Raw genomic sequence first — 19601 nt, 5'->3', positions numbered from 1 at the left:
AGTTTAATGCTGTCCAACGAGGGTCGGTGGAGACGTCATGTCTATGAAAGCTCGCGGCTAGGCGTAGTTCATACACGAGACGAAACCATGTTGCTCCACTTTTGATCAAAGCGGCTTAATGGCTCGTTAACAGCGACCCATTTCTGGAATTTATGCCGGAGTTGTGCCGTATCGATACATCTCGCCTCGTTGGTGATACCCGGCGCATCAGCTTTTCAACTCGACAAGTCCGTCGAACAGATCGAGCGCTTCCGGGTTGGCGAGTGTCTCCTTGTTCCTGACTGCCCGTCCGTGCACGACGTCGCGAACCGCCAGTTCGACGATCTTGCCGGACTTGGTGCGGGGGATATCGGCGACCTGGATGACCTTGGCCGGTACGTGGCGCGGCGAAGCGCCGGTGCGGATGCGGGCCTTGATCGCCTTGGTAAGGTCTTCAGTCAGCGTCAGGCCGCCGGCGAGGCGGACGAATAGGATGACGCGGACGTCGTCGTCCCAGTCCTGGCCGATGCAGATGGCTTCCGCGACCTCCTCCATCTGCTCCACCTGATTGTAGATCTCCGCGGTGCCGATCCGTACGCCGCCCGGGTTGAGCGTAGCGTCGGAACGGCCGTGGATGACGATGCCGTCATGTTCGGTCCATTCGGCGAAATCGCCATGGCACCAGACATTGTCGAAGCGCTCGAAATAGGCGGCCCGGTATTTCTGACCTTCGGGATCGTTCCAGAACATGAGCGGCATGCACGGGAAGGCCTTGGGGCAGACGAGTTCGCCCTTTTCCCGGCGTACCGGCTTGCCGTCGTCGTTCCAGACGTCAACGGCAAGCCCCAGACCCGGCCCCTGGATCTCGCCACGCCAGACCGGCTTCAGCGGATTGCCGAGCACGAAGGTGGAGACGATGTCGGTGCCGCCTGAAATCGAGGCGAGATGCACGTCGGATTTGATGCCTTCGTAGACGAAGGAAAAACCTTCCGGCGAGAGCGGCGAACCGGTGGAGATGACGAGCCTGAGCGCAGCCAGATCGTGGCTCTCCCTCGGCGCGATGCCGCCCTTGCGGAGCGCGTCGATATATTTCGCCGAGGTGCCGAACACCGCAAACTTTTCAGCTTCGGCATAGTCGAACAGGACATTGCCGTCCGGCGCGAAGGGCGACCCGTCGAACAGGCAGAGCGTGGCGCCGACCGCGAGGCCTGACGCCAGCCAATTCCACATCATCCAGCCGCAGGTGGTGAAATAGAACATCCTTTCGCCAGGCTCGAGGCTGCAATGGAAGCGATGTTCCTTGAGATGCTGCAGCAGCGTGCCGCCGGCCGAATGGACGATGCATTTCGGCACCCCGGTCGTGCCGGACGAGAAGAGAATGTAGAGCGGGTGGGAGAACGGCAGGGGCTCGAACTCGACGGCCTTCGCTTCATAAGGCGCCGTGAAATCGGCAAGTGTACGGCCATCGGCAAGCGATGCGGCGAGTGCGGGAGCGTCGCCCGCATAGGGCACCACCAGAACCGGCGTCTTCAGCACCGAGGAAACCGCCCTCACCTTGGCGGCGACGTCCTGGAGCTTGCCGTTGTACCAGTAGCCGTCGCAGGTGATGAACAGCTTTGGGTCGATCTGGCTGAAACGGTCGAGCACGCCCTGTTCGCCAAAATCAGGTGAACAGGAAGACCAGATGGCACCGATCGAGGCGGCGGCCAGCATGCAGGCAATAGTTTCCGGCATATTCGGCATCATCGCAGCAATGCGGTCGCCCTTCTCGATACCGAGCACCCTGAAGGCCTGCTGCAGACGAGAGACTTCGGCACGAAGTTTATCCCAGGACCAGCGATAGCCCACCTTGTCCTCGCCGCGGAAGATCAGCGCGTCTCCGGCGCCTGTTCCGGAGAGTAGATTTTCGGCGAAATTCAGCGTCGCATCAGGGAAGAAACGGGCGGCGAGCATGTCTTCGCCATTGATCAGTGCGCGTTCGCCGCGCTCGCCCTTGACGCCGCAGAAATCCCAGACCGCCGACCAGAATTCGGCGCGCTCGCTGATCGACCACGCGTAGAACGCATCATAGTCGGGAAAGCATTTGCCAAAACGCTCGGCGCACCAATTGATGAAATGATAAAGCGGGGTTTTCTGCTGTACTTCCTTCGAGGGCGCCCAGAGCGGCTGTTCATTGCCCATTCCCATTCCTCCACCCTCGGAGAACCCCGCCCCGACATCGGAAACCAGGGTTCTGGCCCGTCTCCATCCACGCCAACCCTGTGAGGTCGCAGGGTCCGGCTTTTATAGCATGTTGCACCGCATTATAAAGGAGACAGCCGGGGACGTTTCACGGATTTGCACGAGGCCGGCATTTCCTATATGCGCGTGATGATCATGCTCACCAATCCGATCGGAAATCTGCGGAAGAACCTGGGCCGCCCGCTGGGCCGGCGGTCGCGCCGCGTTCTGATCGGCGCTATCACCGCCCTCTGCCTGTTCGCGCTTTTCCAGGTTGTCGCACCGTTCCTCGTTTCATCGGCCGTCGTGCGCGAAAGCATGGAGCGGGCAGTCGCCGAATGGACCGGCCATGACGTGGAGATCGAGGGAACACCCGATATCCGTTTCTGGCCCGAGCCTCGGGTCACGCTCAGGGACATCACCATCCGCAAGCAAGCGGAAGACGGCGAGCGCGTGCTCGGCCGGGTCTCGCGGCTTTCGGCCTCCTTCGATCTTGTGCAGGCCCTGATCGGCCAGCCCGAGTTCAAGGACTTCCGGCTCACGGATCCGGAAATCTACGTCATCAGGGAGGCGGACGGCAGGCTCGACTGGGCGAATGACGGGCTGCTCAGCCGTGCGGTGCGCAATGCGCGGCCGGACGGCAGCGGGCAGACGCTGACGACGGATGACGATGCACGCATGGGCGATGTCGGCATCACCAACGGAACACTCGAAATCTCCGACCTCGCCAGCGGCCGCGTCACACGGTTCCAGTCGATCGACGGAACGCTCGACTGGCCCTGGCTTTCTCGCGGCCTGGAGCTGAAGGCGGATGCCGAGCTCAGCGGCCGGGCGCTGACGCTGGACATAAGTTCGACCCAACCCCTGCTGCTGCTCTCTGGCAAAAGCGGCGACATCTCGGGCACGATGGCGTCCTCCCTCTTTCGGGGCCAGTTCCGAGGCGTCGCCGACCTTGCGACGCAGGCATTTCTTTCCGGCGATGCCGAACTCACGGTCCCCGACCTGGCGGCGGCGATGAGCTGGGCCGGCCTGAACTTTTCCGGCACGGAACGCTTGAAAAGCTTCTCTTTGACGACCCACCTCGTTACCAACGACAACGTCCTGCGCTTCGACAACCTCTCCCTCAGCCTGAACGACGCCAAGGCGACGGGCGTACTCGATCTGCTGCTGCCCGCGGACAAACCGCCGAGACTGACCGGCACGCTCGCATTCGACCAGATGGATTTTTCCGCCGCACTTGCCGCCATTGCGCCGCGCACCATGGGAGACGCCAGCGAGAGCGATGGCCAGCTCGCCGATCTGGAACTCGACCTGAGGCTTTCCGCCCAGCAGGCGACGCTCGGACCTTTCCAGCTTTCGGAGGCAGCCGTGAGCGTGATGAACACCGGCGAGCAATCCCGTATCGACATTGCCGACAGCGATTTCGAGACGGGCCGCCTGACCGGCCGGGTCGCCACCGTAAAAGGCGGCGTGGCCGGGGCTGTCGCCTTGCGCCTTGCTGTCCAGGACGCCGATTTCGGGAATATCGTCAGGGAACTCGGCCTCGCCGGGCCACTTCCGGCAGCACGCGGATCGTTGGACCTGGCGCTCGACGTCGACCGGCCGCTGGAGCCGAAAGCCTGGCGTAATGCCAAGGGTACCTTGCGCTTCCGCGCGGACCGCGGTTCGTTTTCAGGCGTCAATATTGCCGGCATCCGGCAGCTCGCGGCGCAAAAACCCTATTTCCCCCTGAGCGATGCCGGCACCGGCAACCTGGAATTCGACCATATCGACATATCCGCCAGTCTTGCGGACGGTTCGGCCGATATCCGCGAGGGGAAGATAACCGGCGCTGCAGAAACGCTGACGCTTTCTGGCGTCATTCCTTACATCAACAATAGCCTCGCGCTCTCGGCGATTGTCAAAACGATCCCGCAGGGTGCGGATACCGCGCCGCTGATGGTCTTCATCGGCGGGTCCTGGCCCAACCCGGTGATCTGGCCTGTTTCGCAAACTCCGGCGAAACCCCTACAATGAGCCGAATCAACCGGATGGGGGTAATCTGGTGGCGCGGTTCCTGATCAATCTATGCAAGGCGCTGCTCGCCTGTCTCATCATGGGCGCGGTCTTAAGCTTTTTCGGCATCACCATGCCGTCGCTGCTGGCGCTCCTGCACCTGACGCCGGACGATATCCGGATCGGGCTCGAGAACGCCTATGTCTGGTCGGTGCCGCGCATCGTGCTCGGCGCCGTCATCGTGCTGCCGGCCTGGCTGCTCATCTACATCTTCCTGCCGCCGCGCGGAGGCGAGTGAGGGTCAGGTCGTACCACGGGCTGCGACGTGCTCGTCGCGGATACGCCGCATCTCGGCCTGCTTGGTGGTGATCGAGGTGATGATGACGCCGATGGTGACAAGCCCGATCAGGATGGTGCAGATCGCATTGATTTCCGGCGTGACGCCCAGGCGAACCTGGCTGTAGATCTTGATCGGCAATGTGGTCGCGCCGGGACCTGTGGTGAAGCTCGCAATCACCAGGTCGTCCAGCGACAGCGTGAACGCCAGCATCCAGCCGGCGATGACCGCCGGAAAGATCAGCGGCAGGGTGATCTTGAAGAAGGTCTTGACCGGCGGGCAGCCGAGATCGAGGGCCGCTTCCTCCAGGCTCCGGTCGAAGGTCAGCAGCCGCGACTGCACGACGATCGCCACATAACACATCGTGAAGGTCGTATGCGCAATGATGACCGTCCAGAAACCGCGATCGATGCCGACCGCGACGAACAACAGCAGCATCGACAGGCCGGTGATCACTTCCGGCATGACGAGCGGCGCATAGATCATCCCGGAAAACAGCATCCGGCCGGGAAAGCGCGTGAAGCGCACGAGGGAAAGGGCCGCGAGGGTGCCGAGCACCGTACCGATCGTGGCGCTGATGATGCCGACGCGTGCCGTTACCCAGGCGGCGTCCATAAGACCCTGGTTCGACCACATCGTGCGATACCATTGCAGCGAAAAGCCACCCCAGACCGTGACGAGCTTGGAGGCATTGAACGAATAGACCACCAGGATGATGATCGGGATGTAGAGGAAGGCGAAACCGAGGGTCAGGACGGTGGCGTCGAAGCGGGATGATTTCATCTCAAGCCACCTTCTTCTGCTGGTTCTGGAAAATCATGATCGGCACGACCAGCATGATCAGCAGGATGACCGCGACTGCCGATGCCAGCGGCCAGTCGCGGTTGCCGAAAAATTCCGTCCACAGCGTCTTGCCGATCATCAGCGTGTCGGCGCCGCCGAGGAGATCCGGGATGACGAATTCGCCGGTGATCGGGATGAAGCAGATCATCGAACCGGCAATCACGCCCGGCAGCGACAAGGGGAAGGTGATCTTCCAGAATGCCTTCCAGGGCGGGCAGCCGAGATCGCTCGCGGCCTCGAGCAGAGTATTGTCCATCTTTTCCAGAGCCGCATAGAGCGGCAGGACCATGAACGGCAGGTAGGAATAGACGATGCCGACGAAGACGGCGTAGTCGGTGCGGAAGACCTGAACCTGCTCATCTGCGCCGAGAAGGCCGACCGACTGGAACAGCAGCGTCAGCAGGCCGTCGGGCTTCAGGATGCCTATCCAGGCGTAGACGCGGATCAGGAATGACGTCCAGAACGGCAGGATGACCAGCATCACCAGCGTCGACCGCAGCATGGTCGGGGCGCGGGCCATGGCGAGCGCCATGGGATAACCGATCAGCAGCAGCAGGAAGGTGGAGATCACCGCGATGCGCAGCGAAGAGAGATAGGCCTCTATGTAAAGCGGATCGTCGGTCAGGAAGAGATAGTTGTCGAGATCGAGTTCGGAAACGAAATCGCCGAATGCGCCGAACCCTTCAAACAGCGGCGTATAGGGCGGCATGGCGATCGCCGTCTCGGAGAGCGAGATCTTGAAGATGATCAGGAAAGGGGCGACGAAGAACAGCAGCAGCCAGAGATAGGGCACCGCGACTACCAGCCAGCGGGCGGGGTTGGGTTTGTTGGCGGGGTGAGTTTCGGAAACGCTTGCCATCTCCTTGTCCCCCGCTCAACGCGTCAACACGAGGCCGGCATCGAGCGGCCAGGTGAGCCAGACCATGTCGCCGAAGGTGATCGGCCGATCGACGAGGCGGGAAACGTTGGCCTGCGCCGCACGCACCACCCGGCCATCCGCGAGCTTCACCAGGAAAACCGAAAAGTCGCCGAGATAACCGATATCCCAGACCTCGCCGTAGACCGCATTGGCCGAGATATCCGCCGGCTGGTCCGGCGAGATGCGGACCTTTTCCGGCCGCACCGCGAAGGCGACCTTGTCGCCCGCGACCGCCTGGCATTCCTGCTCCACCGATACCGCGATGCCGTCGCAATCGATCCTGACCGTGCCCGGCGCGCCGAGTGCGCTGTCGGTCGAAGCGACCGTGCCTTCGAGAATATTGATGTCGCCGATGAAATCTGCGACGTAGCGGCTGTTCGGCGCCTCGTAGATCTCGGCCGGCGTCGCCACCTGCATGATCAGGCCCTTGTCCATGACAGCGATGCGATCCGACACGGTCATCGCCTCTTCCTGGTCGTGGGTGACGATCAGGAATGTCAGGCCTAACTTGGTCTGGAGGTCCATCAGCTCGAACTGCGTCTCTTCGCGCAGCTTCTTGTCGAGCGCACCGAGCGGCTCGTCGAGCAGCAGCACCTTGGGGCGCTTGGCGAGGGAACGGGCGAGCGCCACGCGCTGGCGCTGGCCGCCGGACAGCTGGTTCGGCTTGCGCTTGGCGAACTGCTCCAGCTTGACGAGCTTCAGCATTTCCTCGACGCGGGTGGCGATCTCGCCCTTCGGCAGATTGTCCTGCTCCAACCCGAAGGCGATGTTCTTTTCGACCGTCATGTGAGGGAAGAGCGCGTAGGACTGGAACATCATGTTGGTCGGCCGGCGGTAGGGCGGCACGCCGGAAATATCCTTGCCCTGCAGCAGGATGCGGCCTTCGGTCGGTTCCTCGAAACCGGCGAGCATGCGCATCAGCGTCGTCTTGCCGCAACCGGAGGGCCCGAGCAGCGAAAAGAATTCCCGCTCGTAGATATCGAGCGTCAGGTTGTCGACGGCGGTGAAGGTGCCGAACCGTTTGGTGATGTTTTCGAAACGAATGAACGGAACCGCAGACGGGTCGGTCCAGGGAGAAAATTTACGCTTTACCGGCCCAAGAGATTTCGCCATGCCCTTACCCCATTTCGCCCGATTGCTGCTGCCCCAAAAGTAATCGGGGCAGACGTTTCCGCCTGCCCCGCCCTTGATCAGCTACCGGTCTTGATCTGCGTCCAGACCCGGTTCAGGACCCGCTGCTCGCGCGGGCCGTATGGCGAAATGGTGAAAAGTTTCTTGACCACGTCTTCCGGCGGATAGACGGAAGGATTTTCCAGGACTTCCTTGTCGATGAACTTCTGGGAAGCCAGGTTGCCGTTGGCGTATTGAACGAAGTTCGAAGCCTTGGCGATGACTTCCGGCTTCATCAGGTAATTGATGAAGGCATGCGCTTCGGCGACATGCTTCGCGTCCGCCGGGATCGCGAGGTTGTCGAACCACATATACGTGCCTTCCTTGGGGATGATGAATTCGATGTTGACGCCGTTCTTGGCTTCCTCGGCGCGGGTCTTGGCCTGCAGCACGTCGCCCGACCAGCCGATCGTGATGCAGCTGTCGCCATTGGCGAGCTCATCGATATAGGCGGACGAATTGAAGGTCTTCACCGACTTGCGGATCTTGCTGTAGACGGCGCCGCCGGCTTCGAGGTCCTTGGTTTCCTTGCTGTCCGGGTTCTTGCCGAGATAGTTGAGCGCGATTGCGAAGGTCTCGTCGGATGCATCGAGAATGTTGATGCCGCAGGACTTCAGCTTGGCAGCGTTTTCGGGCTTGAAGAGGACATTCCAGCTGTCGATCGGAACATTGCCGAGTGCCGCCTTCACCTTGTCGACGTTATAACCGATGCCGGTCGTGCCCCACATGTAATTGACGGCATACTGATTGCCGGGATCGTATTTCGACAGACGCTCGGAAACCAGCGGCCACACGTTGGAGAGGTTCGGCAGCTTCGACTTGTCGAGCTTCTGGAAAACCTTGGCCTGGATCTGGCGTGCGAGGAACGGGCCGGTCGGCACGACGACATCATAACCGGAACCGCCGGCGAGAAGCTTGGTCTCCAGCATCTCGTTGCTGTCGAACACGTCGTAGATGACCTTGATGCCGGTCTCCTTGGTGAAATCGACCAGGATCGACTCATCGATATAGTCCGACCAGTTGTAGACGCGGACTTCGCGCTCCTGGGCCAGAGCAGCCGTCGCGGCGAAGGCCGTGGCGGCAACTGCAGCGGCAAGACTGAGCAAATGACTTTTCATGATCTCTCCTGTTCCAGTTTTTTCTGCGCAATCGTCAAACCGCGCCTAGTTCCCTTATATTTTTCGCGAGAGTAAAAAGTAATTTTACACCCCACAAGGGGGAATGTGCGCCGCCGCAAAACTCATTGGAAATCGAAGGCGCTGAGGCCGGTCACCATCTCGTCCAGACCGAGCGGTCTGGTGACCGGCGGTTCGGCACGGGAAAGGCAACCCTGTCTTTCGCAAAGCCGGCAGGCGGTGCCGACAAGTACCGTCGCCGCGCTTCCCGGCAGAGCCTCGCCATAGACGGTGTCTCCCACGCTCGACAGATCGCAGCCGAGAAGGATCGCGGTGCGCCGGATCCGCTCGCCGAACCCCGCTTGAGGGCCTTCGAGCGTCCTCGACAATGTCAGGAACGTCCCGCCATCCGGCATTTCTACCCGATCGACGAGGACCTGGCCCGGCTGGAGGAAGGCGGAATGGAGCCCAAGCTTCGGACAGAGCCCGCCGAAACGGGCCTGCGGGAACCCTTGAGCGCCGGCGCGGCGGATCGCATTGCCGGCGTGGTCAAGTTCCATCAGAAAAAACGGGATGCCCGGCGCGCCGGACCGCGCGAGCGACGTCAGACGGTTGGCGGCCTGCTCGAACGACACATCGAAGCGCGAGCGCAACACGTCGAGATCGTATCGGGCGCGCTGGGCTGCCGCGAGAAAAGCCCCGTAGGGCATCATCAGCGCATGGGCGGCATAACGGGCGAGTTCGAAGCGGCCGATACGCCGCGCCTCGTTGGTGGAGAGGTTGAGGTCTTCGAGTTCGGCGGCGATCTCCCGGCCCAGCGCCAGCAGCGCCACTTCCATGGCAAGCTCGCGGGTCCGATCGAAGGGCGAGAGCCTCTCCGAGAGAAACAGCCGCATGGAATGGCGGTCGTAACGCCGGCGCAGGTTCGGCATGGCATGGACGGGTAGCGTGCGCACCACGATGCCGTGCTCGTTCTTCGCCCAGGCCTTCAAAGCGCCGGGCAGCTCGTCGCCGGTTCCGAGCCTGGCCGCAAAGGTTTCCGCCGCATCCTCGATGCGCGCGAAGAAGTTGGGGCGACGCTCCAGCGTCTCGCGCACTTCGTCGATCGGCAGGCGCGTGCCGGCAATCGATGTCTCATGACCCTCGCGAGCGAGAAGCTCGGCGAGATCGGAAAGCCGTGCTGCCTGCTCGCGATAGGCGCGATAGAGCTTCATCAGCCCGAGCGCCGCATTGGGGGCCGCCTCCGCCACCTCGATGATTTCCTGGTCACCGGGGATTTCACCCGCCAGCAGCGGATCGGCAAATACTTCGCGTAGCCGCCCCGCAAGACCGCCGCCCTCGCCCTGCAGCGCATCGAGATCGACCTTGTAGACGGAGGCGAGCTTCAAGAGGAGCTGGACGGTCAGCGGCCGCTGGTTGCGCTCGATGAGATTGAGATAGGAAGGCGAAATGCCGAGCGCCTCGGCCATGGCCGTCTGGGTGAGCCCAAGGCCCAATCGCACCCGCCGCACCCGCGGGCCGGCAAAAATCTTTCGCTCTGCCATTTGTCACCGTTTTTACAAATCTGCCAGCCAGCCTCTTTTACTAAATTAACATCTTCACAGAAGCGCTTGTGAAAGACAAGACATCCTAACCCCTTTGCCAGCACCAATCCGGCATCTTTTCTGGCAGTGCAGCATTCTATTCTGTAAATATAGTCACATCAAACCCGCATCGAGCGGCTGACGAATTTACACAGGAGGATGACGATGACAGATTTTTACACGCTGGTTCCAGGCGCTCAAAAAGGCCGTTTCGAGGGTGTCGAACGCCCCTATTCCGCAGACGACGTCAGGCGGTTGCGCGGCTCGGCGGAGATCCGTTATTCGCTCGCCGAAATGGGTGCCAACCGGCTGTGGTCGCTGCTGCACCGCGAGGACTTCGTCAACGCGCTGGGTGCGATGACCGGCAATCAGGCCATGCAACAGGTCCGGGCCGGGCTGAAGGCAATCTACCTGTCGGGCTGGCAGGTCGCAGCCGATGCCAATACCGCTTCCGCGATGTATCCCGACCAGTCGCTCTATCCGGCCAATGCCGCGCCTGAACTGGCGCGACGCATCAACCGCACCCTGCAGCGTGCCGACCAGATCGAGACGGCGGAAGGCAAGGGCCTTTCGGTCGAAACCTGGTTCGCGCCGATCGTTGCGGATGCGGAAGCCGGGTTCGGCGGGCCGCTCAACGCATTCGAGATCATGAAGGCCTTCATCGAGGCGGGTGCAGCGGGCGTCCACTACGAGGACCAGCTCGCATCGGAAAAGAAGTGCGGCCACCTTGGCGGCAAGGTTCTGATCCCGACCGCCGCACATATCCGCAACCTGACGGCCGCGCGGCTTGCCGCCGACGTCATGGGCACGCCGACGCTTGTCATCGCCCGCACCGATGCGGAAGCGGCAAAGCTGCTCACCTCGGATATCGACGAGCGCGACCGGCCCTTCGTCGACTACGATGCCGGGCGCACGGTCGAGGGTTTCTATCAGGTGAAGAACGGGCTCGAACCCTGCATCGCCCGCGCCGTTGCCTATGCACCCTATTGCGATCTCATCTGGTGCGAAACCTCGAAGCCGGACCTCGAACAGGCCCGCCGGTTCGCGGAAGGGGTCCACAAGGTGCATCCAGGCAAGATGCTCGCCTACAACTGCTCGCCGTCGTTCAACTGGAAAAAGAACCTCGACGACGTGACGATCGCCAAGTTCCAGCGGGAACTGGGCGCGATGGGCTACAAGTTCCAGTTCATCACGCTCGCGGGCTTCCACCAGCTGAATTTCGGCATGTTCGAGCTCGCCCGTGGCTACAAGGACCGCCAGATGGCTGCCTATTCGGAGCTGCAGGAAGCGGAGTTCGCCGCCGAGATCAACGGCTATACCGCCACAAAACACCAGCGCGAGGTCGGCACCGGCTATTTCGACGCTGTCTCCGTAGCCATCACCGGCGGACTTTCGTCCACCACCGCGATGAAGGAATCCACCGAGCACGACCAGTTCCGGCCGGCTGCGGAATAGGCCTTACAAACTCATCACCAAGAGGAGAACCGACATGAACATCCAGACCCACGTCAAGGAACGCGCAGAAGAGCAGTCGACGGCGATGACGCCCGACCAGCAGGCGGCGATCCGCACGCTCGCCAACGACCTGCATCGCCTCAACCATGCGATCATGAAGGCGGTCGAGGCCGGGGTTTCGGTGGAGCTCGTCCGTTCCGCCCGACACCACGGCGGCGACGGCCACTGGGGCGACCTGATGATCCCGGTCATCGTCACCAACCGGGTGCAGTGACGGGAAGACAGGTCTAAGGTTGCCGGCCGGCAAATAGCGGGCCGTGGCCTCGGGCGAACTTCACCATCCGATCGACCACCGTGCGGATATCCCGGCGGTGGCGATCGTCGTTGTTCATGACGATCCACTGGCTGTGCCGAAGGCTCTCGATCTCGCCGCCGACCCGCTCGAGCCGCATGTCCTGGTCGCCGACGAAACAGGGCAGGACCGCGGTTCCGGCACCCCCCAGCGCCAAATCGCGCAGGGAGCGCGGGCGGTTGACGGTAACCGCCACTTGCGCTGCCCGTTCCTGATGCGGCCAACGCAGATAGGCGGAAATCGCGTCCTCCTCCGAGACCGCAAGCCAGCGGTCGGCCACCGAGGGGTGGGCGTTGCGGGCACGATAGGCTGAATAGGCGACCTCCCCGAGCCTGGTTGCCGCAAGGTTCGGCTCTTCGGGCTCGAAGGCGCGTATACCGATATCGCTTTCCCGGTGCGTCAGGCTCGCCCGTCGTTCGGCGATATAGAAATCGAGGCGGAAGTTATCGCGCTCGGTGCGGATAAGCGAGAGATTGCGGGTGAACATCCAGGCAAGCCAGGTGCCGCAGGCAACCCGCACCAGCGTCGAACCGGCGCCTTCCCGTTTCCAGCTCTCGATGCGGCGGGCGGCGCCTTCCATCTCCAGAATCTGGGCAAACAACGCAGACCCATCGGCGGTCAGCTGATAGCCGGTACGGCTGCGTAAAAACAACGGGCGCCCGACGGCCTCTTCCAGATCGAGCATCCGCCGGCCGATCGTCGCGGGGCTCAATCCGGTGATGCCGGCAGCACCGGACAGCCCGCCAAGCCGGGCAACCTGCATGAAAAGCTCGTAGGCATCCCAGTTGATGTTTTTCATAGGTGAAAGACATAGCCGGAATTCGGCGGTACAAGAAGCAGTTTTTGAGGTTTAATAGAGGAAACGATTTCCACAAACGGAGCAATTCCGATGCATGAGAATATCGTCGCAGCCGCCTATTCGTACCTCTTCCGAACAAGTCCCATCCGTCGAGATACCGCAGCGGAGAACGATTTCTATGAGCGTTACGCCCACCCCTACCCGCGCTGGCTCGTCAGCCTGCAGCGGGTGACGGATAGACATAAAACGACAAAGGGCGGCATCGCTGCCGCCCAGGAGATTGGTTCCAGTCTATCCGGCGGCGCAGGCGAAGACCAAACCTCCGACCGCTGCCACCCTAGGCAAGATTACCGGGCAGTGCCGGAGCGGTGCGGTACCCTATTTTCCGCAGCGCCCGGCTCGCCGTCGCTTTGAGATCGGCAGATATCATGCAGCGCGGGAATAACCCGAGCGGCGACTGCTCGCGTCGATGCGGAACTGCTCTACCAGTTCGAGCAGGGCATCCGCCTCGCTTGCGAGACGTCGGCTTGCTTCCGTCGTCTCGCCGACCATCGCGCCGTTCTGCTGGGTCATCTGGTCCATGCGGTTGACGGAATTGTTGATGTCCTGCAACGCGGCCGATTGATCGCGGCTGGCCGTCGCGATCATTTCCACGTGCTGGCTGACGCCGGTGATCTGCTGGCTGATCGCTGCCAGCACTTCGCCCGCCTGCTGCACCAGGCCGGCACCGGAGCCGACTTCCCGGCTCGACTGGGTGATCAGGTCCTTGATTTCCTTTGCGGCACCGGCGGAACGCTGCGCCAGTTCGCGAACTTCCTGCGCCACGACCGCAAATCCCTTGCCGGCCTCACCGGCACGGGCTGCCTCGATGCCGGCGTTGAGCGCCAGAAGGTTGGTCTGGAACGCGATGTCGTCGATGACCTCGATGATCAGCTCGATCTTGCCGGAAGCCTCTTCGATACGTCCCATGGCGGCGACCGCGTTGCTCACGACGGTGCCGGAGCTGTCGGCGCTCTTCTTGGTGATGGCGACCGCCAAATCCGCCTCACGGGCGCGCTCGGCAGAAGAGCGGACCGTCGCGGTGATCTCGTCGACCGCGGCGGCCGTCTCCTCGAGGGAAGCCGCCTGGGTTTCGGTACGCCGCGAAAGTTCGGTCGAGGAATGGCTGAGATCGGCACTGCTCTTCTGGATGGAGAGCGTGCTTTCGCGGATATGAGAAAGCGTATCCCGCAGCCGGACGATGGAGCCGTTGAAGTCGGTGCGGAGCTGCTCCAGCCGGCCGGAATACTGCGTCTCGATCGTGCTCGACAGGTCGCCCTGCGCCAGGCGGGCCAAAGCCGCACCCAGTTCGCTGACGGCAGTGTCGATCTCGCGGTCGACACGCTGCTTTTCGGCATCGTTGCGACGGCGTTCGGCCTCCGTTTCGGCGCGATCCTCGGCGCTGCGGCTCTCCAGCCGTTGTTTTTCGCGCGCGGCTTCCCGGAAAACTTCCAGGGCGCGAGCGATATTGCCGAATTCGTTGCGGCGTTCGGCATAGGGGATTTCGGTTGCGTCATTGCCTTGGGCAAGTGCATGCACGGTGCCGGTCAGCACGCCGAGCGGCTTCAGCAGCATACGCAGGGCGAAAAGGCTTGCGATTCCGATGACGAGAAGAGCGGCAAGCGATGTACCGATAACGATATGACCCGCAGTGGCAATATGGGCAAAATAGACTTCCATCGGAATGCCGATGAAAAGCAGGCCGGTGACGCCGTTCGAGGCGTTGGTGATGGGGAAATACCCCGTCATGAAATCCTTGCCGAACAAGACAGCGGGCCCAAAATAAGCTTCCCCACGCGCCAGGAACGGCTGTGCCGGATGCTCTGCGGCAAGCTTGGTGCCGACGGCCCGCTCGCCCTTTTCCGTCTTCACATTGGTCGATATCCGGACATAGTCGGTGCCCTTCTTTTCGAACAGGGTCGCGACACCGCCGATGGCTGACGCCGTGCGATCGACCATGTCATGGTCTTTCACCACACCCTCGGCCTGGCTGACACGGATGACCGCGCCGTCACGGATCTCGGTTTTGGCGCCATCCAGTTCCAGATCGTAAAGCAGGCTCATGGTGCGTATCGCCTTGCGGGCATCGTTCTTAGCCGTATCCATGATATCGCCGCGCAGATAGGTATAGGTGAGACCACCCACCGCTATCACCGCAACGAAGATCATGAAGAGGCAAAGAAGAACGATCCGCGATACCACGGACGACGGCAGGATTTTGATCATTTAGGCCAGCTTCCCCGCAAAACTATGTACTGAAATCTAGTATCGCCGGTGGAAGTGAAAATTTACTAAATTTGAATGTAGTGAATTAAAGAGGCCCCGAGGCGCGGAACTGACGCGAACCTGAGCTCGGGAATGCGCGAGAATAAACGGGCCAACGCTCCGCGAGCGTGACTAAAGACCGCCGCCGTTCAGGCGCGCGGTGAACTCGAAGAGTGGAAGCTCTTAGAAAAAGAGAGTCGGAAGCGCGAGGAGCGCGGCCGTTGCACCGATGGCGATCGCGAGAAAACGAAGGCGAATGAGCTTCGGGTTATCCTGAACCTTAGCGATTGCGATTGCACGGGCACGGCTGGGTCTCTGCATGGAAACGGCACTCCAAGGCAAGTTGCTCTGGCGCTCCAGCCGCCACCGGCAGGAAGCGCATGCCCGCCTTAAACCACAGGATTTGGCTGGCATTAAGGCAGGATGGCTGGCGCACATTAACAACTGCTGAATCAACCTATACTACAAAGCCTCCCCACAAACATGGCCCGAGGCCCATGCCCATTGGAAATTGTAGCCGCCGAGCCAGCCGGTCACATCCACGCATTCGCCGATGAAATAAAGGTCAGACACCGCCTTGGCCTGCATCGTCTTCGAGTCCAGTTCGGACGTATCGATGCCGCCGAGCGTCACCTCGGCGGTTCGGTAACCTTCCGAGCCGGCGGGCCGGATGGCCCAGGTCTGGATCGAGGCGGCCAGCCCCTCGATCGCCTTGTCGGGAAGATCGGCGAGATGCCCGGTCAGGCCGCGGTTTTCGACGAAGAACTGAGCCAGCCGTTTCGGCAACACCTCCGCCAGCACCGTCTGCGCCGCCTGCCTTCCATTTGCCTTGCGGGCCGTCTTGAGGAACGCTGCGATATCGAGGTCGGGCTCGATCACCAGCGTCACGTCATCGCCTTCCCGCCAATAGGAGGAGATCTGCAGGATCGACGGGCCGCTCAAGCCACGATGCGTAAAGAGCAATGCCTCGCGGAAGGCAGTCCTACCGTGACGGACTTCGGCCGGCACCGCGATGCCGGAAAGCGGCGAGAGCTTTTCGAGCAGGTTCGGATCGAGCGTCAGCGGCACGAGCGCCGGCCGCGTCTCGACGATCTTCAGCCCGAATTGCCTGGCGATGTCGTAGGCAAAACCGGTGGCGCCCATCTTGGGGATCGATTTGCCGCCGGTCGCAATCACCAGCGATCCCGCCTCCACTGGCCCGTCGGAGGTGCCGATGCGGAAGCCGTCGGGCGTCTTTTCGATCGACGTGATCTGCTTCTGCAGTTCGAGCACGACGTTCGCCGCCTTCATTTCGGACAGCAGCATGCGGATGACGTCCTTGGCGCTGTCGTCGCAGAAGAGCTGGCCAAGCGTCTTTTCGTGCCAAGGAATGCCGTGGCGTTCGACCATGTCCAGAAAATCGCGCGGCGTGTAGCGCGCAAGCGCCGACTTGGCGAAATGCGGATTGGCTGAGAGGTAGTTCTTGGCGGTCGCATGGATATTGGTGAAATTGCAGCGGCCACCGCCGGAAATACGGATCTTTTCGCCCGGCGCCTTGGCGTGATCGAGGACCAGCACCGAACGGCCGCGTCCGCCCGCACGGATGGCGCACATCATGCCCGCGCCGCCGGCGCCCAGGACGACCACATCGAATTTCCGCGTCACCGCATGCTCCTTGTTTCAATATCTGCTGTTTTCGATCGGCAACTCAAAGTCAATGGCGTCTCCCCCTCGCCATTCGCCAATCCGTGGTTATGATGGAACATCCGATCAACCTCACCCCGATGTGTCATGCCGCGCAAAAAAACCGCTCCCGCCCTCGCAACCGGCACTGTGGCGAAGGCCGCGACTGCCCAGCCGACGCTCACTTCGCTCAGAGGTGTCGCAGACTGGCGGGAGGCCGCCGCGTGGCTTCGGGCTCGAGGGATAGAGGATATCGAGTGCATCACGCCCGATCTGGCCGGCGTGCCGCGCGGCAAGATGATGCCCTCTTCGAAGTTCACCTCGAACACCTCGCTGGCGCTGCCGTCCGCCCTTTACCGCCACACCATTTCCGGTGAATACCCCGAAGAGACCGGCACGTTCCGCTACGAGCCGCGCGACAGCGATTTGAAGCTGGTGCCGGATCTTTCGACCCTTGCGGTGGTGCCCTGGGAGACCGATCCGACCGCGCAGGTGATCTGCGACATCGTCGATACCGAAGGCAAGGCTGTCCCCTATACGCCGCGCAACGTGCTGAAGAACATCCTCAAACTCTATGAGGAGCGCGGCTGGAAGCCGGTCGTGGCGCCGGAAATCGAATTCTACCTCGTCGCCAAGAACGATGATCCGGACTATCCGCTGCACCCGCCGAAAGGCCGCTCCGGCCGTTCCATCCTCGGCGGCCAGGGTTATTCGATCGCCGGCATCAACGAATTCGACGAGCTGATCGACGACATCTACCATTTCTCGGAAAAGCAGGGCCTCGAGATCGATACGTTGATCCATGAGGAAGGTCCGGCGCAGCTCGAGATCAACCTGCGTCATGGCGACCCGATCGAACTCGCCGACCAGGTGTTCATGTTCAAGCGCACCATCCGCGAGGCGGCCATGAAACACGGCATCTACGCCACGTTCATGGCCAAGCCGATGCAGGGCCAGGCGGGTTCGGCAATGCACATCCACCAGTCAGTGGTCGACATCAAGACCGGCAAGAACGTCTTCTCGAACCCGGACGGCTCCGCCTCGAAGGAATTTTTCCACTTCATCGGCGGCATGCAGACCTTTGTGCCGAAGACGCTCGCGATGATGGCCCCCTATGTGAACTCCTACCGCCGCCTGACGCCCGATATGTCGGCGCCGGTCAACAATGCCTGGGGCTACGACAACCGGACCACCGCCTTCCGCGTTCCGGTCTCGGATGCGAACGCCCGCCGCGTCGAAAACCGCCTGCCGAGCTCGGACGCCAATCCCTATCTGGCGCTCGCGGCCTCGCTCGGCTGCGGCCTGCTCGGCATCATGAACGCGATCGAGCCGGGTCCGCCGACCGAGGATACAGCCAACGAGGGATCGATCGAACTGCCGCGCGGCCTGCTCGAAGCCGTGTCGCTGCTCGAGTCCGATCCGGCGCTGGCCAGCGTCTTCAGCTCGGAATTCATCGGCCTCTATGCGGGCGTCAAGCGCGGCGAATTCGAGACCTTCATGCAGGTGATCAGCCCCTGGGAGCGGGAATTCCTGCTTCTCAACGTGTGAGGGCTGCGCCTTGGATGCATGGCAGAGCCCGATCGCACCGGGAATTTCCTGGTATCAGGCAACAGTCCCCGAGCGGCCGACCTATCCGGCACTCGACGGATCCAGATCAGTCGACGTGGCGATCATCGGCGGCGGTTATACCGGCCTGCAGGCGGCTTACAACCTCGCAAAGGCTGGCATCTCCGTCGCGCTGATCGAGGCCAGCCGGTTCGGCGACGGCGCCTCCGGCCGCAATGGCGGACAGATGGGTACCGGGCAGCGCTGGTGGCCGGAGGATCTTGAAAAGGAGATCGGCTACGAGCGCTCCAGGGCGCTGTTCGACATGGCCGAGAACGCCAAGCGGCACCTCCTCGACTTTGCCGAGATCCACGGCATCGACATGGAGTACATGCCGGGACAGATGAACGTTTCCCACAAACGGGGCCACGAGAAGGATTATCGGGCGACCGCCGAGATCGCAGCGCAGCGTTACGGGTATCCTCATATTTCCTTCATGGACGGCAGAGAGACCGCAGAGCGGCTCGGCACGAAAGACTATTATTGCGGGGTGCGCGATACCGGCACCGGCCACATCCACCCGCTGAAGCTGCTGGTCGGGCTTGCCAGGGTGGCGCAGGCGGCCGGTGCGCAGATTTTCGAGATGACCCGCGCGACAGGCATCGAGAAAACGAGAAACGGACCGGGCGGCAAGATCCTAGTCCGGACGCCCAATGGCACGCTGACTGCCGATCGGGTGCTGATCGCCACCAATGCCTATATCGGCGATCTCGAACCGGTTACATCAGCGCATATCATGCCGATCGGCTCCTTCATCGCCGCCACCGCGCCGCTCGACGATTTCCCCGGTATCCTCCCCGGTGGCGAGGCCGTTGCTGATTCGCGGTTCGTGGTGCGGTATTTCCGCAAGAGCCGGGACAACCGGCTGCTGTTCGGCGGCCGCGAGGTCTATACCTCAAGCAATCCCACGGACACGGCCAACGCCATCCGCAAGCAGATCGTCGACACCTATCCGGCGCTGAAAGACGTCGAAATCACCCATGCCTGGGGCGGAAATGTCGGGATCACCATGCCGCGCCAGCCTTTCGTGCGCGAAGTCATGCTGGGCGTCACGTCGATCGGCGGTTATTCCGGCCATGGCGTGATGCTGTCAAACTATTGTGGCAAACTTTATGCTGATATGGTCGGCGGCAAGGCAACGGATCTCGACCACCTTGCCGCACTCAAAATTCCTGCCTTCCCCGGCGGGCGTCACATGCGGACTCCGCTGCTTTTCCTTGCCCTCACGTGGTTTGCGCTGCGCGACAGGCTCTGACAAGCAGC

Annotated in this window: 16 protein-coding genes; 7 read left to right on the top strand and 9 right to left on the bottom strand. The window is 61.9% G+C overall.

Annotation, left to right across the window (positions count from 1 at the left end):
- Nucleotides 1–207 precede the first annotated feature (207 nt).
- Nucleotides 208–2160 carry an acetoacetate--CoA ligase gene (locus tag ACSQ3G_RS01185; protein ID WP_436108743.1) on the bottom strand — a complete coding sequence of 651 codons (1953 nt, stop codon included), beginning with the start codon at nucleotides 2158–2160 and terminating at the stop codon, nucleotides 208–210.
- A 180-nt stretch (nucleotides 2161–2340) separates the two neighbouring features.
- On the opposite strand from ACSQ3G_RS01185, the gene ACSQ3G_RS01180 reads away from it, so the two are divergent.
- Entirely contained in the window at nucleotides 2341–4215 is a 1875-nt protein-coding gene (locus ACSQ3G_RS01180; RefSeq protein ID WP_436108742.1) for an AsmA family protein, read from the top strand.
- Between the two features lie 28 nt (nucleotides 4216–4243).
- The gene (locus ACSQ3G_RS01175) at nucleotides 4244–4492 is read left to right on the top strand and encodes a hypothetical protein (protein WP_052751617.1); all 249 of its coding nucleotides are present in this window, start codon (nucleotides 4244–4246) and stop codon (nucleotides 4490–4492) included.
- Between the two features lie 3 nt (nucleotides 4493–4495).
- On the opposite strand, the gene ACSQ3G_RS01170 is transcribed toward ACSQ3G_RS01175, so the two are convergent.
- From ACSQ3G_RS01170 to ACSQ3G_RS01150, 5 genes are all read right to left on the bottom strand, one after another.
- Entirely contained in the window at nucleotides 4496–5314 is an 819-nt protein-coding gene (locus ACSQ3G_RS01170) for an ABC transporter permease (RefSeq protein ID WP_436108741.1), read from the bottom strand.
- A 1-nt stretch (nucleotide 5315) separates the two neighbouring features.
- Nucleotides 5316–6233 carry an ABC transporter permease subunit gene (locus ACSQ3G_RS01165; RefSeq protein ID WP_436108740.1) on the bottom strand — a complete coding sequence of 306 codons (918 nt, stop codon included), beginning with the start codon at nucleotides 6231–6233 and terminating at the stop codon, nucleotides 5316–5318.
- Between the two features lie 15 nt (nucleotides 6234–6248).
- The gene (locus ACSQ3G_RS01160; RefSeq protein ID WP_250809436.1) at nucleotides 6249–7406 is read right to left on the bottom strand and encodes an ABC transporter ATP-binding protein; all 1158 of its coding nucleotides are present in this window, start codon (nucleotides 7404–7406) and stop codon (nucleotides 6249–6251) included.
- A 77-nt stretch (nucleotides 7407–7483) separates the two neighbouring features.
- Nucleotides 7484–8581, bottom strand: a complete 1098-nt coding sequence (locus tag ACSQ3G_RS01155) for a polyamine ABC transporter substrate-binding protein (protein ID WP_105404122.1) — start codon at nucleotides 8579–8581, stop codon at nucleotides 7484–7486.
- A 122-nt stretch (nucleotides 8582–8703) separates the two neighbouring features.
- Nucleotides 8704–10122: a helix-turn-helix domain-containing protein gene (locus ACSQ3G_RS01150; protein WP_105404121.1), complete on the bottom strand. Its 1419-nt coding sequence runs from the start codon at nucleotides 10120–10122 to the stop codon at nucleotides 8704–8706.
- Nucleotides 10123–10326: 204 nt separating this feature from the next.
- Between ACSQ3G_RS01150 and aceA the strand changes: the two genes are divergently transcribed.
- Entirely contained in the window at nucleotides 10327–11616 is a 1290-nt protein-coding gene (aceA, locus tag ACSQ3G_RS01145; protein ID WP_436108739.1) for an isocitrate lyase, read from the top strand.
- A 34-nt stretch (nucleotides 11617–11650) separates the two neighbouring features.
- Complete coding sequence (locus tag ACSQ3G_RS01140) at nucleotides 11651–11890, top strand: SMc00767 family acetate metabolism repressor (protein ID WP_038583760.1); 240 nt, start codon at nucleotides 11651–11653, stop codon at nucleotides 11888–11890.
- A gap of 13 nt (nucleotides 11891–11903) precedes the next feature.
- Here the strand turns inward: ACSQ3G_RS01140 and ACSQ3G_RS01135 are convergent, their stop codons facing one another.
- Nucleotides 11904–12767 (bottom strand): LysR family transcriptional regulator, encoded by an 864-nt coding sequence (locus ACSQ3G_RS01135; protein ID WP_436108738.1) that lies wholly within the window; start codon nucleotides 12765–12767, stop codon nucleotides 11904–11906.
- Nucleotides 12768–12857: 90 nt separating this feature from the next.
- Here ACSQ3G_RS01135 and ACSQ3G_RS01130 point away from each other — a divergent pair, with 90 nt between their 5' ends.
- The gene (locus ACSQ3G_RS01130) at nucleotides 12858–13181 is read left to right on the top strand and encodes a hypothetical protein (protein WP_436108737.1); all 324 of its coding nucleotides are present in this window, start codon (nucleotides 12858–12860) and stop codon (nucleotides 13179–13181) included.
- Nucleotides 13182–13193: 12 nt separating this feature from the next.
- Here the strand turns inward: ACSQ3G_RS01130 and ACSQ3G_RS01125 are convergent, their stop codons facing one another.
- Entirely contained in the window at nucleotides 13194–15032 is a 1839-nt protein-coding gene (locus ACSQ3G_RS01125) for a methyl-accepting chemotaxis protein (RefSeq protein WP_436108736.1), read from the bottom strand.
- 501 nt (nucleotides 15033–15533) lie between these two features.
- Nucleotides 15534–16715 carry a BaiN/RdsA family NAD(P)/FAD-dependent oxidoreductase gene (locus ACSQ3G_RS01120; protein WP_105404116.1) on the bottom strand — a complete coding sequence of 394 codons (1182 nt, stop codon included), beginning with the start codon at nucleotides 16713–16715 and terminating at the stop codon, nucleotides 15534–15536.
- 126 nt (nucleotides 16716–16841) lie between these two features.
- On the opposite strand from ACSQ3G_RS01120, the gene ACSQ3G_RS01115 reads away from it, so the two are divergent.
- Nucleotides 16842–18281, top strand: coding sequence for a glutamine synthetase family protein (locus ACSQ3G_RS01115; RefSeq protein ID WP_105404115.1), 1440 nt, complete (start codon nucleotides 16842–16844; stop codon nucleotides 18279–18281).
- Nucleotides 18282–18291: 10 nt separating this feature from the next.
- Nucleotides 18292–19593, top strand: coding sequence for an NAD(P)/FAD-dependent oxidoreductase (locus ACSQ3G_RS01110; RefSeq protein WP_436108735.1), 1302 nt, complete (start codon nucleotides 18292–18294; stop codon nucleotides 19591–19593).
- Nucleotides 19594–19601 lie beyond the last annotated feature (8 nt).

This window comes from Neorhizobium tomejilense, assembly GCF_964254135.1.
GTDB classification, from domain to species: Bacteria; Pseudomonadota; Alphaproteobacteria; order Rhizobiales; family Rhizobiaceae; genus Neorhizobium; species Neorhizobium tomejilense.
The sequence above is the reverse complement of the archived record's forward strand: the minus strand, read 5'-3'. Positions and strand labels throughout refer to the sequence as shown.